The 14,389-nt window shown below is 40.3% G+C and carries 13 protein-coding genes; 9 read left to right on the top strand and 4 right to left on the bottom strand.

Going from position 1 to position 14,389, the window contains the following annotated elements; genetic code table 11:
• The first annotated feature begins 11 nt into the window (after positions 1 to 11).
• From Q8M41_RS08915 to trmD, 4 genes are all read left to right on the top strand, one after another.
• A complete protein-coding gene (locus tag Q8M41_RS08915; RefSeq protein WP_305364910.1) occupies positions 12 to 1,322 on the top strand; it encodes a RagB/SusD family nutrient uptake outer membrane protein in 1,311 nt (436 codons plus the stop codon).
• 48 nt (positions 1,323 to 1,370) lie between these two features.
• Complete coding sequence (locus tag Q8M41_RS08920; protein WP_305364911.1) at positions 1,371 to 3,188, top strand: serine hydrolase; 1,818 nt, start codon at positions 1,371 to 1,373, stop codon at positions 3,186 to 3,188.
• Positions 3,189 to 3,483: 295 nt separating this feature from the next.
• Positions 3,484 to 4,656, top strand: coding sequence for a PepSY domain-containing protein (locus Q8M41_RS08925; RefSeq protein ID WP_305364912.1), 1,173 nt, complete (start codon positions 3,484 to 3,486; stop codon positions 4,654 to 4,656).
• A 345-nt stretch (positions 4,657 to 5,001) separates the two neighbouring features.
• A complete protein-coding gene (gene trmD / locus Q8M41_RS08930; protein WP_305364913.1) occupies positions 5,002 to 5,676 on the top strand; it encodes a tRNA (guanosine(37)-N1)-methyltransferase TrmD in 675 nt (224 codons plus the stop codon).
• A 53-nt stretch (positions 5,677 to 5,729) separates the two neighbouring features.
• On the opposite strand, the gene Q8M41_RS08935 is transcribed toward trmD, so the two are convergent.
• Entirely contained in the window at positions 5,730 to 6,092 is a 363-nt protein-coding gene (locus Q8M41_RS08935) for a hypothetical protein (protein ID WP_305364914.1), read from the bottom strand.
• Between the two features lie 124 nt (positions 6,093 to 6,216).
• On the opposite strand from Q8M41_RS08935, the gene Q8M41_RS08940 reads away from it, so the two are divergent.
• From Q8M41_RS08940 to Q8M41_RS08955, 4 genes are all read left to right on the top strand, one after another.
• Positions 6,217 to 6,483, top strand: coding sequence for a hypothetical protein (locus Q8M41_RS08940; RefSeq protein WP_305364915.1), 267 nt, complete (start codon positions 6,217 to 6,219; stop codon positions 6,481 to 6,483).
• Between the two features lie 3 nt (positions 6,484 to 6,486).
• Positions 6,487 to 7,206: a sensor histidine kinase KdpD gene (locus Q8M41_RS08945; RefSeq protein WP_305364916.1), complete on the top strand. Its 720-nt coding sequence runs from the start codon at positions 6,487 to 6,489 to the stop codon at positions 7,204 to 7,206.
• Positions 7,207 to 7,314: 108 nt separating this feature from the next.
• Entirely contained in the window at positions 7,315 to 7,662 is a 348-nt protein-coding gene (gene rplS / locus Q8M41_RS08950; protein ID WP_305364917.1) for a 50S ribosomal protein L19, read from the top strand.
• Positions 7,663 to 7,835: 173 nt separating this feature from the next.
• Positions 7,836 to 8,996 carry a mechanosensitive ion channel family protein gene (locus tag Q8M41_RS08955; RefSeq protein WP_305364918.1) on the top strand — a complete coding sequence of 387 codons (1,161 nt, stop codon included), beginning with the start codon at positions 7,836 to 7,838 and terminating at the stop codon, positions 8,994 to 8,996.
• Between the two features lie 729 nt (positions 8,997 to 9,725).
• Here the strand turns inward: Q8M41_RS08955 and Q8M41_RS08960 are convergent.
• The 3 genes from Q8M41_RS08960 to Q8M41_RS08970 are packed head-to-tail and all read right to left on the bottom strand — an operon-like array spanning position 9,726 to position 13,159.
• Positions 9,726 to 10,388, bottom strand: a complete 663-nt coding sequence (locus tag Q8M41_RS08960; protein ID WP_305365018.1) for a phosphatidylserine decarboxylase family protein — start codon at positions 10,386 to 10,388, stop codon at positions 9,726 to 9,728.
• Between the two features lie 59 nt (positions 10,389 to 10,447).
• Complete coding sequence (gene hpt, locus Q8M41_RS08965; RefSeq protein WP_305364919.1) at positions 10,448 to 10,999, bottom strand: hypoxanthine phosphoribosyltransferase; 552 nt, start codon at positions 10,997 to 10,999, stop codon at positions 10,448 to 10,450.
• A gap of 27 nt (positions 11,000 to 11,026) precedes the next feature.
• Positions 11,027 to 13,159, bottom strand: coding sequence for a transglycosylase domain-containing protein (locus Q8M41_RS08970; RefSeq protein ID WP_305364920.1), 2,133 nt, complete (start codon positions 13,157 to 13,159; stop codon positions 11,027 to 11,029).
• A gap of 163 nt (positions 13,160 to 13,322) precedes the next feature.
• On the opposite strand from Q8M41_RS08970, the gene Q8M41_RS08975 reads away from it, so the two are divergent.
• Positions 13,323 to 14,384, top strand: a complete 1,062-nt coding sequence (locus Q8M41_RS08975) for an Mrp/NBP35 family ATP-binding protein (RefSeq protein ID WP_305364921.1) — start codon at positions 13,323 to 13,325, stop codon at positions 14,382 to 14,384.
• The last annotated feature ends 5 nt before the right edge of the window (positions 14,385 to 14,389 follow it).

Genomic DNA, 14,389 nt, shown 5'->3' on the forward strand with positions numbered 1-14,389 from the left:
AAATTAGCATTATGAAAACAAATATCATATATAAATGTCTCCTGCCTGTCTTTCTGTTGCTCGTTTCATCCTGTGAACTGGATCAGACAAACCCCAACTCAGCGACTGATGAACAGGTATTGAATACCAGAGAAGGGATCATTGCTTTAAGTATCGGGTTAAGGCAAAATTACTCCACAAATGGCTTAAGCAGCGTTATGCTTGCGCCCACAGTTACAGCCCGTGAAATGAAAGGCATTGCTACTTTCACAAATACACTGGAGCTGGAAGCAGGCGGTACTACTTTACCAACGGCAAATGGTATCATATTAGGTTACTGGTCTGCCATGCAGCGCCAGATGAGTATGTGTGAAAGTATTATCAGTAAGGCCCCCAATGTTGGTGGAATTGAACCTGGTTTGCTTAGCGGTATCATGGCTCAGGCTTACCTGTTCAAAGCAATGGCTTTAACGTCTCTTGCTACAACTTTTGAACACGCTAATCTCAATAGCAGTACAACAGAACCTGTTCAGTTTGTTCCGAGAGCTCAGGTATTTGCGGAAGCTTTAAGACTTCTTGACCTTGGTGTGGCAGGCATTAATACTACTGCGCCGTCTGCATCATTCACAAGTTTAGTCAGCGGTACAGATTTCGACCTGAGAAATACGCTTTATGCTTATCAGGCCCGTATAAATCTGATGGCGGGGAATAATGCAAAAGCGCTTGCAAGCGCTAATCTTGTAGACCTGAGCAAGAAATCAAGCTATACCTACACGACTTTGAGCCCTAATCCATTGTACACAATTTATAATGTGACCAAATCTTATCGTCCAAGAGAGAACTTCGGACTTCCGGCTGGTTTATTTGAAGCTGCTGACAAACGTTTGGCCTTTTATTTTACAACACCAAGAGATGTTATTAATACAGATCCGGTGGTAACCCTGACAGGTTTTGCTGCAGCACAAACCACTTCGATCCCTGTTTATCTTACAGATGAGATCAAACTGATCAAAGCGGAGGCAACTTTAAGAACCGATGGCCCACTTGCTACGGCATTAGCCTTGATTAACGAGGTAAGGACTCAGGTTTCTGGTGACCCATTTGGGGTAAATGCAGGCCTTCCTGCTTATTCGGGAGCAGTAACAAAGGATGCACTTCTGCTGGAAGTTTACAAACAACGTTGCGCGGAACTTTATCTGAGCGGTTTGAAATGGGATGATACCAGGCGCTTCGTACGCCCGGTGCCGCCTGCTGATAATTCAGAGCGGAACAGAATCTTTTATCCCTACCCTGATCAGGAAAGGATCAATAACAAGAATACGCCAGCCGATCCGGCAATATAATTTGAAGGAAATAGGGGAGCAATTGTTCCCCTATTTTAATTTTAAACGATGAGAAAAATAGTAGGCCTGCTTTTCATATTTATTCAGTGCGCTGCTTTTTCGCAGAATATTAAGGAACTAAACCGCTTTGCTGAGAACAGGGAGGCGGAACAGCATGCTGTTGTTCTGCGGAATAGCTCAGGAATAATTCCATTGAAGAGTCTGGAAGGTCTTAAAATCGCATTCCTGCATTTTGGCAATCAACATGCGGCAGTTTCTGACAGTATTGCCAATAAGTACTGGACCGTTGAGGGGATTTATGCGGATAGTATCCACACAGACGAAGGTTTTAACCGCTTACATGACCGGTTAAAACTTCATAATCTCATAATTTTTGACCTTTCGGCAGAAACTAACTTTAGTAAGGAGCTTCTGTCATTTATTACAGATGTGGAGAGCCAGACAAAAAGTATCATCATTTTGAGCGGAAACGGGAAGAACCTGGATCGCCTGGCTAAGTTCAGATCAGCCATTATATGGAACAGGCTTGAAAGTGCCACTGCGGCTTCACTATCAGCCCAGTTGTTGTTCGGAGGAGTGTCTGCAAAAAAGAAGCTTGATAAGGGCTATGGTCATCATTTTAAGAAAGACTTTGGGTACACCACGCACAAGATCCGCCTGGGATATTCAGTACCTGAAGCAGTTTCATTGAACAGCAATTTTGCAAGGGGGATTGATTCGATTGTATATGCCGGTATCTTGGCCCATTCAGCCCCCGCAGTAGTCATACTGGTAGCGAAAGACGGGAAAGTGATCTTTAATAAAGCCTATGGCTCGCATACTTACAATGGAACTTCTTCAACCAAAGCAGATGATATTTTTGATATGGCATCGGTTACCAAGGTGAGTGCCACAACACCCGCTATTATGCGTCTGTACGATAAAAAGATGATCAGCCTGGAAGATCCGATCAGCAGATATGTTGCTTTGACACGTACGATTCCGGATAAGAGCGATATCAAAATTAAGGAAGCTCTTCTTCACGAAGCAGGATACACACCCTATATTAAGTTCTTCGAGTTATTAAAGCCGGGTGAGATGAGCAGGGATTCATCATTCGCCCATCCTATCAAAGTAGCCGATAATTATTTCCTGAGAGCCAATTATTTCAATGAAGTAATGTGGCCGGTTACCTTAAGATCATCGGGCGCAACGAGGGGTAAATTTGTTTACAGTGATGTGAGCATGTATATGCTGAAAGAAGTTGCTGAGCAGGTCACTCATACCAGGCTCAACGATTATGTATCGAAGGAGTTCTACACTCCACTGGGTATGCGATCAACAGGCTATCTTCCGAGGAACCGTTTCGACAGGTCGAGGATTGTGCCAACCACAGAAAATGATAACTGGTTCAGGAATATGCTGGTACAGGGATATGTCAATGATCCCGGTGCGGCTATGGCAGGCGGAGTGGAAGGCCATGCCGGATTATTTTCAAACGCCAATGACCTTGCCATCTACTTTCAGATGCTGCTGAATAAAGGAACGTATGGGGGAAAGAAATACTTTGAGACCAATACGGTCGATCTGTTTACCTCCCGGCAGTCAAAGGTCAGCGAGCGGGGATATGGCTTTGCGCGGGTAACAGAAAAGGAGCTGAATGCCAATAAAGGCTATCCTTCTGAGAAGGCATTTGGGCACAGCGGTTATACGGGGACTTATGTATGGGTCGATCCGGTTTATAAGCTGGTGTATATCTGCCTAACAAACCGGGTATATCCGGATGACGGAAAGACTTACGGGGTTTCGAAAGTGAATATCAGGGCGCAGGTGCTGGACAGGGTGTATCAGGAGATTCTGAAGAGCGGAATGCAGGCAGCTAAGTAAATTTTCGGTCTAGTCTTTACTTCGCCCCGAATTCAATGTCAACTCGTTTTTTATTGTATTTTATTGTTTTTTCTTTATCCTTCAGACTGCAAATAGGCCCAATCTTCCAGCCAGGTGGCATATTCATTAACAAGCTCTTAAAAATATTTGTTAATAAATCTGATCAAGAGGATTTCTTACAGTTCCTGACTAATTCATAAAGGGTTTTGCAGCATTATATAATTCTATTTGGTCTTCTGCATTGACTTAATTAGAATTGTTCTAAATAAATTTTGAAATCCACTTTCTTATCTACGTGTTTAACACAGAAATCAGAGAGTTATCCAGTCCCGAACTTTATAAGGTCAGCCATGCTGCAGATGCCGAAAGGCTATCAGCAGAAGAACTGATCGCGGCTGTAGGTCGTGAAACCGGTGTTAAGGTAATTAGTATTAAGATTCCGGCTGATCCTGAAAGAAGTTATGTGCTGACTGTCAGAAAAGAGGAAGAATCTAAGGCGGGAGAGAAAAAGGGTGAAAAGGGAGATGAAGCAGTTAAGGGCTCAGTCCCCGAAAGAGCTAAGGGAAAAGCCGGAGCTGGAGCTGCTGAAAAACCAGGACCTCCTTCCCGGGGAGTTCAGTATATGGTAGACCCCCATTCAGGAAAGATACTGGGGAGTAGCGCTGATAAAAACGCTGTTTCTGAATTTATGCAAGTAATGTTCAGTTTATATCGCTGGTTATTACTTGACAGGATAGAAGAACCGCTTTTAGGAGAATTGCCGAACCGGAAGTTGGGCAGCTATATCAGTGGAACCGCAACACTATTATTTACCCTGGGAGTTATAACAGGTTTCATAATCTGGTTTCCTCAAAAAATCAGAAACTGGAAACAGGGTCTGAAAATAAAATGGAATGCAAACTGGAAACGGGTGAATCATGATATTCATAACAGCCTTGGTTTTTACAGCTGCATATTTTTGTTCCTGATGGGTATCTCAGGCCCTCAATGGTCTTTTGAATGGTATAGAACCGGCCTGAGGAAGTCGCTGGGAACCTACCAGTCTGAAGATGCTCCGAAACCTGAAAGCCCGAAATCAAATATTACAGCCAAGAATGGAGCAAAATCTGTGTTGCTTACAGATTATATCAAATCAGCTAATAATGTTCTTGATTATCAGGGTGATCTGACTATCAGCATTCCAGCCGACCCGGCAGATGCTGTGCTGGTAAATAAAACAAAAACAGGATTTTTTGCTCCTGTAGCAGCAGATAAGGTCTATCTTGACCAATATTCTTCAGCACTGATTAAATCAGAGATATTTTCAGAAAAACCATTTAATGAGCGGGTTTCAAGTTCCATAAAGGCCTTACATGTGGGTGATGTTTATGGGAAGTTCTCGAAGATTATTTATTTTCTGGCATGTTTAATTGCTACAAGTCTGCCGGTAACGGGCACGCTGATCTGGATAAATAAGATGAAGAAATGAACTTAGAGCCAAAGATTTTTGATCAAAAGCTCTATGTAATTCATTTCGGAGAAAGCTCACCAACTGGGCAGACAGGCTTGCCGGAATGACATCCGGAATCAAAATACCATTTAATTACTATTGTCCGGGTAGTCCGTACAGCGTTTTGTCATTGCGAAGGTAGTGAAGCAATCTCCTTACTAATACTCTAAATTTGGTAGGATTGCTTCGTCGTGCCTCCTCGCAATGACAGCTGTCGTGCCATTGCAGCAATGACACAGGCTCAATTTGATACGGTTTAATATTTGTATCCAACCCCATCCAGTCCACATCTCATATCTCAGATCTCCTTCCTATCTTTGCATCATGCGTTTCGATATCATTACCGTATTGCCCAACCTGCTTGAAAGTCCTTTTGCCCATTCTATTTTACAGAGGGCTCAAAAAAAGGGACTTGCCGAGATTCATGTACATAATCTTCGTGATTATTCAAACAACAAGCAAAAGTCGGTTGACGATTACCAGTATGGTGGTGGCAGCGGAATGGTGATGAGTATTGAGCCCTTTGCAAACTGCATTGAGAAGCTGAGATCAGAACGTGATTATGATGAGATCATTTTTATGACACCTGATGGTGAGACGCTCAATCAAAGTATGGCCAATGAACTTTCAGATAAAAAAAATGTGATTATTCTGGCAGGTCATTATAAGGGCATCGACCAGAGGATCAGGGATATTTTTGTGACCAGGGAAATCTCGATCGGAGATTATGTTCTTTCGGGAGGTGAATTGCCTGCTGCGGTTTTAGTGGACAGCATTGTAAGGTTATTGCCAGGTGTATTGAACGACGAAACATCGGCTTTATCCGATTCTTTTCAGGGAGAGTTGCTTGACGCACCGGTCTATACCCGTCCGTCCGACTGGCAGGGGTATAAGGTGCCCGATATTCTGTTAAGCGGACATGAGGCAGCTATAAATGAGTGGAGGCATGAGCAGGCTCTGGAGCGCACTAAAAAGCGCCGGCCTGATTTGCTGGATTGAATTTAGTATTATACATTTTCCGGGGAGAGAAAATTTCAGAAACGTCACTGGTCTCAGATCTGTTTAGCCTTGCCCAGCAATTCAATAATCTTCTCCTTGTCTTTCAGCTGACTTTTAAGAGTGTTTATCAACTCTTTACAGGAGTTCAGCTCATTTTTCATACTTATATAGTGAGCATCTTCCTCCCCAAGCGTATTCTTTGGGATCCATCCTTCATTATCTGAACTTTCTTCAAAAAATTCGGAAACGGGAATATCTAATATATTAGCCATCCGTTTCAAATCTGTGTATTTTATTGAGCCCCTGGTAAGGCCTAGTTTCAATCCGTCGAATGTTTTTCCCATTTCCATTGCCAGCCAGCTTAACGAACGATTGCGCTCCTTAAGCATTTTATTGACAATTTCTTTTAAATACATAATAATATCAGGAATAAAACACTACTTTTATTTGTAATAATTACTAAAAAATTTCGTAAATTAGTTTACAATATTTTAGTAAAAATATACAAAATATTGGATTCTAATACAGAATTAGTGGCTTATGTTTAAATACCGAATCAATGAAATATTGGCCAATATGCCAATGAAAGACTATCGGAAAACGTTGAAAGTTATACCAGAGGCCATTGGTGTTTCAGCCAATACTTTTTCCAATTATCGTAATATCAAATGCAATGAAGATAAAGACATACCTCATCAAAAAGTTGTGCTGCTTGAAAAAATATTTGGGTTAAGTTCAGGCGAACTTGATAATTTCCATCTTGCTTATAAACCAATAAGACAATTACTTGATGAATATCAGATTTGAATAATGAGTGAAATATCAGAACCGGAAAATTATAATCGCCTGCATCTCCGCTTGCTAGAGATGATTGCACATGATGTCAAAACGCCCATGGATAGTTTGGCCATGCTACTTTCTGTCTTAAAGGGTAAAAGACTTGATGATGAAGAATACACGGTTTTTTTTGATTCGGTACAGACACATATACAATCTTCGCGAAATTTAATGCAGGATTTACTGAGTTGGGCTAAAATACGGCTGAATGGACTGGATGACCAGTATGATTTCGTTCTGATGAAAAGGATAAACTCAGACATAATCCAGTCAGTGGAATATTTTACCAGTGAAAAAGACATATCAATATTGGATCAAACGGAAGAGGATCTTAAATCATTAATACACGTGAATTTATACCGGTTTATTGTGCGAAACCTGTTGATCAATGGCATAAAGTACAGCCACAAAAGGCAAAATATACACATTAAAGCGTATCATAATAATGGTAATCTGGAGGTAGCGGTTACTGACAAGGGGATAGGGGTTTCCAGTGATAAGCTGGAAGAAATCTTCCGGTTCACCGGCAAGACGGATCCGGGTACTATGAATGAAAAGGGAACAGGCATTGGCCTGATGCTCTGCTATGAAATCCTGAAACAGTACGGAGGGAAGCTTTGGGCAAGAAGTGCTCTTGGGGCAGGGACGACGTTTTATTTTTCCGTCCCTGATTCAAATGGCAATAGCTTTTGATCCAATTCTTAAAACAAAATTTCTAATCGACTTGTGATATTCAATTTATTTTCCTAATATTGCACTCCGATTTTTACGGGCTAAAAATCGAATTAAGAGCTTAAAATCATGGATTTAGTAAAATTTGTTGAAGAGCAGGTAGCAGTTAAAAAGCAAGTTCCTGCATTCAAAGCTGGTGATACAGTTAGTGTTCACTATAAAATTCGCGAAGGAAATAAAGAACGTATCCAGATCTATCAGGGTGTTGTTATCCAGCGTAATAGTGTGGGTGTGAATGAGACTTTTACCGTGCGTAAAATGTCAAACGGAGTGGGTGTAGAGCGTATCTTCCCTGTTAATTCCCCTAACATTGATAAAATTGACGTAAACAGTCATGGAAAAGTTCGCAGAGCGAAATTGTTCTACCTACGTGAACTTACCGGTAAGGCTGCTCGTATCAAGTCTAAAAGAGTGTAATTTTTTTATAGGTTTATTGCCTCCCGGATTATCTCCGGGAGGCTTTTTTGTTTGTAAGCCTTTTTAAATGCTATAAAAAAGGAGAATATTAATTATATCCCGCTTTATTCTATTATTTTTAAATGGAACGAGATATCAATTTGCTCATTCTCTCATTTGTTAATTTATACACTATGAATACCGAGTTTCTTGAACAAATATTTTTTGGAAACAGCCTCAGAAACTATCTGTATTTTTCTGCTATCCTGCTTTTGGGATTATTATTTAAACGGGTTTTCTCAAGATTATTGAACAGAATGATGTTCATGTTATTCAAGAGGATTGAGCCTGATACAGAGCCTAAGGTATTTATTGAAATGCTCTTAAAGCCTGTCGAGTTTCTCATTATTCTTGTTTTTATATATCTGTCTGTCAATCAGTTAGATTATCCATTAAATCAGGTAATATTCAGGCGGACAAATCTCATTAATAATGTCCCTACTCTTTATGAGTTAAAAGTGGTACAGGTGGTTGATAAGCTGTTTTTACTACTTTTTATTATTTCAGCCTTCTGGATCCTGTTAAGAATTATTGATTTTGTTGCTCACGTATTTAAGTATAAGGCCTCATTAACCTTATCCAAATCGGATGATCAGATGGTTCCTTTTGTTAAGGAACTTTCGAAGATTGTAACCGTCATCTTTGCTTTTTTTGTGGTACTGGGTTCTGTATTCAACCTCAATGTAGCAACAATCATAGCCGGTCTCGGTATTGGAGGTATTGCAGTAGCTCTGGCTGCTCAGGATAGCCTTCAGAATCTTCTTGGATCATTTACCATCTTTGCCGACAAGCCTTTTCTGGTTGGCGATCTGGTTAGGATCGATAAGTTTGAGGGCACAGTTGAGAAAGTTGGATTCAGAAGTACGGTGATTCGTACTCTGGACAAGACTCTGGTCATTATTCCCAATAAGAAAATGGTCGACAGTCCATTGGAAAACTTAAGTCTTCGGAATCTCCGGCGAATGAAATTCAATATCGGACTCAGATACGATACCTCTGCTGAAGTAATGAGAAAGATTTCGGAAGAGGTGCAAAAAGTTGTAAATGATCATCCGGCAACCAGTGATGATACCTTGGTCACTTTTGATTCGTTTGGCGATTCCTCTTTGAATATACAGGTACTTTATTTCATTGAAATCGTTGATTACAATGAATATATGCGTATTCGTCAGGATCTAAACTATAAGATCATGGCAATTGTAGGAGAGAATGGAGCTGATTTTGCATTCCCATCACAGACCGTTTTCCACGAATATGTCGGTGAAAAACCTACTGGTGGAGTGGATATAGTTTAATTTAACCTGAGTTCGATAGAAGGTAGGTAAAATCAATGCGCTTATTATTTCTTTGAGAATGCTCTGGAGCCCAGATAATTTGATTTTGGAAAGCAATGCCTGTGTAATATAGGATATTTCAGCCCTTTCCTACGGTTAGTTCCGGCATAAAATTACGTTATATCCTTAAAATTACCAATTAGCCGGAAGCTACCTCCTCCGGCAAGGTTTATTTTACCTGGAGCTGTATTTCATAGGAAAATGTAGCCCGGCAAAAGGACCATATTCCATTTTTAATAAACCTGGGTGGTAGCTGTAGCATTTTGCAGCTTGATTTTCATGATATCTTTTAAATCTTCTGCAAAAAAAGGCAGAACACTTGACAGGCAAGACCGAAGAAGAACGGAACTTGCTTTTTAAAACAAGAGAAAATTATTCATTACCCAGCAAGATTTTATATCGAACCCGGGTTATTTTATAAAATTAAGGGAAAAAAAAACCGGTCTGAATAAGACCGGTTATCTATTTTTATTGAAATTAATTCTTTTTTGCAGGTGCTTTGGTATCTTTTTCTTCTGTTTTAGATTTGCAACAGCTCATTTTACAATCCTTACCACACATTTTACTTTCTTTTTTATCTGCCGGTTTTGTGTTTTGTTTTGGCTGGTCCTGAGCGCTTAGAGATAATGTTCCTGCAAGGAATGCGATCGCTAAAAATCCTGATAAATTTTCATGTTTATATTGGTTAATTTATTTCTTTAAATGAGCCAGAACAGTGATTCCACCTTTTACAACTTCTCCTAATCCCACTTTTATTTCTGTTCCCAAAGGTAAGAAAACGTCAACCCTTGAGCCAAATTTTATAAAGCCGAATTCCTCTCCCTGTTCTGCCGATTGTCCTTCTTTAGAATAGCAAACAATTCTTCTTGCCAGTGCTCCAGCTATTTGACGAAACAAAACGGATACTCCCTGATTGTTTTCAATAACTACCGTTGTACGTTCATTCTCTGTAGATGATTTAGGATGCCATGCTACCAGAAATTTACCAGGATGGTATTTGAAGTATTTTACGATTCCCGAAATTGGATTTCTGTTAACATGAACATTTATTGGCGACATAAATACAGATACCTGGATTCTTCTGTCTTTTAAATATTCGGATTCTTCCGTTTCCTCAATAACCACCACCTTGCCATCTGCTGGGCAAATTACATGACTATCATTCTTTAAAACCTCAATATATGGGTTTCTGAAGAACTGAATAATAATAATAAACAAGGCAAAAGAAAGGATGTAAATGATCCAGCGGAACCATACGGTTTCGGGAAGAAGAAAATTAACAATAGCATTTAAGACGAATATAAATAGAATACAAAGTGCTATTGATGTATAGCCTTCTTTGTGTATGGTCATTTTTTTATAGCTCATTTCGCAGCGAAATTACGATTTTAGATTTAACGAAGATCAGGCACTTATTTAATTTCTGTGCTTGATACTGCTCTGTAAATATCATTGAGGTTTCTTCCCAATCCATTGTAGTCAAGCCCGAATCCAACCACAAAGTCATCGGGTATTTCAAAACCTACATAACTAATCTCATCAAATTTTGTTTTTAATGATTTAGGCTTCATCAGCAGGGTGCAGACATTGATGGAAGCCGGTTTCTCTTTGTAGATCATATCCAGCAGATAACGAAGGGTTTTTCCGCTATCAACAATATCTTCAACCAGTATCACATCTCTGTCTTTTACTGACATTTGCAAGCCCATCTCTTCTTTAACTTTTCCTTTGCTTTTATCACCTTTATAAGATGATACTTTCACGAAAGTAACCTCAGAAGCAATGTTGATCTCTTTCATCAGATCAGCGAGGAAGATGAAGCTCCCATTTAATACGCCAATAAATACCGGTATCCGGTTTTCAAAATCCACATTTAACTGGATACCCAATAAACGGATTCGCTTTTCGATCTGATCCAATTCCAGCATCAGTTCAAAATTCTTCTCATCAATTTCTATCCTCATGGTATAAATTTAGATATAAGGGTTTTATTATTGATTTTTATTTTTTGAATCCCGCTCATTTTTTCGATGCTCCCTTCTTTCTTTCCGGCTTGGAGTATTTATTACACTTGTGTCTTTGGGTGATATTTTTAACTTATTAAGTTCTCTTACATGGACAGTATCCAGGCGTTTCCTGCCAAAGATCTCCTGCAGAAATGTTTCCTTATCCTCTATTTCATCATCAATCAACAGACTATCAACAATAAGCGAGTCTGCGAGTGGTATTCCCGCTCTCAGACTTTCCTTTAATCTGACATTCCAGAATCCATAGCCGGTACTATCCGCCGCTGTCATGCCCCGCCTGGCCATTATTCCCCCGATAAAGTTGAAATAAGATGAAAGGCCCGATCTTAAGCTACCATCTCCTTCAAACCTGTAAAGTCCTGATTTTGGCCTTGGAACAATACTTGCCAGAAAAATACCCTCACCAATGCTGAGTTCTGAAGGGTGCTTATTAAAATAGTACCTGGATGCTTCCCCAATCCCATAGACATTTCTTCCCCATTCAATCAGGTTGAGATAGGTTTCAAACATCCGCTGCTTAGTTGAAAGCTTGCCGCTTTCCATAATCCAGACAATAAGGATTTCTTCAATCTTTCTGGCCAGGGTTTTTTGCCGGTTCAGGTAGACATTCTTTGCAAGCTGCATTGAAATCGTACTTCCCCCTCTTTTGAAAGCCTTTGCTTTAAAATTGGTTATAATGGAACTTCGGATGGAGGCCTCAACAAAACCATTATGACTAAAAAATGAGGGATCTTCTGCTGTGAGTAAGGCATTCTTTAAATTGGGACTGATCTGATCGATCGGCACAAAATTGGGGTTCTCAGGACCTATAATTATATCACGCATTGGTTTCCCATACTCATAGGGGGTATAGACGAAAGTACTGTTGATCTTTTGAAGATTTGTTTTACCCCATTTGATAACCTTGAATCCCTCATTTCTTAATCTCGAATTAAAAATTACACTGTCCGGATTTTGAGAATCAAGATGAAAATCGAGGTCGTATTGCAGTTTTCCGCTGACCTGAATTCCTTCCAGTGATTCGAAGAGACCTTTAGGAAAGGAATTCATTAACTCCTGTGCATCAAGCTCTTCTGTATGAAGTTTCAGCTCATAAATTTTTGATGGGCTGAGTGTATATTTTATGAAGGGATGTATCTGAATATTTTTGAGATGGATAGTAGAAGTACTGTCAATTGCAACAAAGTTCTTCCCAAACACCATGTCTGCATCAAGAGAGGCATCCGGAACAATAATATCATTCCCTGCAATCCTTGAATGGTTGACCAGGAGGTTTTTAACCCTCCAGGAACCGTTAACTTCCAGTTGACTTCCGCTTCGGTTTACTCCTCTCATCTCGGTCATTGCCGTATCGAAGTTCAGTTTGAGACCGAATTTCTTCTCAAGATAAGGTAGTTCTACTTTTTTATTATCAGCGAAAAGCCTCAAATCCAGCTGTTTGTCTCCCGGGTCTACGGTTCCTTCCACATGCCAGACTGACTCATTTCCATTGACTAATATGGTTGAATTCACATCTCCGCCATCAATAGTTGCACTGCGGGTGAATAAACTGACCGAACCAGAATCATCCCTGAATTTGATCTCAAAATCCCTGATATCCATATCATCAGGTATTTTGTATAATAATTGGTTGATGAGGCTATTGGCTAGTCGGGCCAGATCCAGTTCCGTTTTTTCTTCTGATTCATCCGTTTTTTTCTTCCGGAAAAGGAAATCATAATTACTTAGCGAATCTTTTTTTACCAGATTGACTATCCCCCGATCGAGCTTGATTTCCGAAAGCTTAATATCTCCAAAAATTAAAGGAAATAGCTTTACACCTAACCGGAAGTTTAGAATCCGGGCAAGGCTATCCCGGCCGCGGGGAACTACCGTAATATTCTTAAAACTGACGCTGCTTAAGCCGACGAAACCTGCACTTTCTATTTTAAGTTCGAGATCGTACTCTTTATCGGCCTTGCTTATCGCCTTTTTGATTGCAGTGCTAAGTAATGCCTCTCGTTTTGTGTATGCAATGGCGCCTCCTATCAATATCAGTCCCAGAAGGCTGATTGATACAATACGGATAATTTTATACTGTTTTTTGGATATCTGCATGGGCTGAATTCTCCACTAAATTGAAAGATAAGCTATTTAAGTTTGAATCACAGGCCTGACAGGTCAGTTCAAGTAAAATCCTCAAACCTATAGCAATAAGCCTTCCGCTTTTAGTAGATTTGCGATAAACTTAGTAAAAATATTTTCTCCTTTACATTCAAAAATGATCACACAGGAACAGGTATATAATGCATTGCGTCATGTTGAGGATCCGGATCTTAAAAAAGATCTGGTTAGTCTGAATATGATCGAAGATTTAAAGATCGACGGAAATAAGCTTAGCTTCTCTGTAGTTCTGACCACGCCGGCCTGCCCAATGAAAGCCATGCTTGAAAATGCCTGTAAGAATGCAATCCGGCATTTTGTGAGTAAAGATGTTGAATTGGCTATTAATATGACTTCCAGGGTAACCAGCCGGCCAGACAGAACCCTGGCCGGTATTAAAAATATCATTGTCGTTGCTTCGGGTAAGGGGGGTGTAGGAAAATCAACAGTAGCAGTCAATCTGGCCCTTGGTCTTGCAAAAAAAGGTGCTAGTGTAGGACTTATTGATGCAGATATTTATGGGCCCTCTGTTCCGATCATGTTTGGTGTAGAAGACGCCCGTCCGAAGGCATCTCAAAATGCAGCAGGGCAAACAAGAATTGAACCTATTGAAAAATATGGCATCAAATTATTGTCAATAGGATTCTTTACTGATCCTAACCAGCCTGTGCCCTGGCGCGGACCGATGGTATCAACGGCTGTAAAGCAGTTGTTTAATGATGCCGACTGGGGTGAGCTGGATTATCTGGTTGTTGATCTTCCACCGGGTACCGGTGATATTCATATTACCGTTTCTCAGGGATTCCCGATTACGGGAGCGGTTATTGTTACTACTCCCCAGAATGTGGCACTTGCTGATGCACGCAAGGGCGTTGGAATGTTCCTGATGGATTCTATTAAGATTCCTTTGATCGGTGTGGTTGAAAACATGTCCTATTTCACGCCTGCTGAACTACCGGAGAACAAGTACTATATATTTGGAAAGAATGGTGGAAAGGCACTTGCGGAGCAGTTTGATGCACCATTTTTGGGAGAAATACCTTTGGTAAAGAGTATCAGTGACGCAGGCGATGTTGGAAAACCGGTCATTCTGGAAGAAGATAATATTCTGGGTCCGGTATTTATGCAGATCGCAGAACGGGTAGCTCAGCAAGTAGCTATTCTGAATGCTGCGAAATAGCATTT

It is taken from the genome of Daejeonella sp. (assembly GCF_030684675.1).
Lineage (GTDB): Bacteria > Bacteroidota > Bacteroidia > Sphingobacteriales > Sphingobacteriaceae > Daejeonella.

Bases quoted from the DNA above. Each gene is read 5' to 3' on its own strand.
- trmD (WP_305364913.1), top strand. From the start codon at position 5,002: ATGCGTTTCGATATCATTACCGTATTGCCCAACCTGCTTGAAAGTCCT.
- Q8M41_RS08945 (WP_305364916.1), top strand. From the start codon at position 6,487: ATGAGTGAAATATCAGAACCGGAAAATTATAATCGCCTGCATCTCCGC.
- Q8M41_RS08935 (WP_305364914.1), bottom strand. From the start codon at position 6,092: ATGTATTTAAAAGAAATTGTCAATAAAATGCTTAAGGAGCGCAATCGT.
- Q8M41_RS08920 (WP_305364911.1), top strand. From the start codon at position 1,371: ATGAGAAAAATAGTAGGCCTGCTTTTCATATTTATTCAGTGCGCTGCT.
- rplS (WP_305364917.1), top strand. From the start codon at position 7,315: ATGGATTTAGTAAAATTTGTTGAAGAGCAGGTAGCAGTTAAAAAGCAA.
- Q8M41_RS08955 (WP_305364918.1), top strand. From the start codon at position 7,836: ATGAATACCGAGTTTCTTGAACAAATATTTTTTGGAAACAGCCTCAGA.
- Q8M41_RS08940 (WP_305364915.1), top strand. From the start codon at position 6,217: ATGTTTAAATACCGAATCAATGAAATATTGGCCAATATGCCAATGAAA.
- Q8M41_RS08970 (WP_305364920.1), bottom strand. From the start codon at position 13,159: ATGCAGATATCCAAAAAACAGTATAAAATTATCCGTATTGTATCAATC.
- Q8M41_RS08975 (WP_305364921.1), top strand. From the start codon at position 13,323: ATGATCACACAGGAACAGGTATATAATGCATTGCGTCATGTTGAGGAT.
- Q8M41_RS08960 (WP_305365018.1), bottom strand. From the start codon at position 10,388: ATGACCATACACAAAGAAGGCTATACATCAATAGCACTTTGTATTCTA.
- Q8M41_RS08915 (WP_305364910.1), top strand. From the start codon at position 12: ATGAAAACAAATATCATATATAAATGTCTCCTGCCTGTCTTTCTGTTG.
- hpt (WP_305364919.1), bottom strand. From the start codon at position 10,999: ATGAGGATAGAAATTGATGAGAAGAATTTTGAACTGATGCTGGAATTG.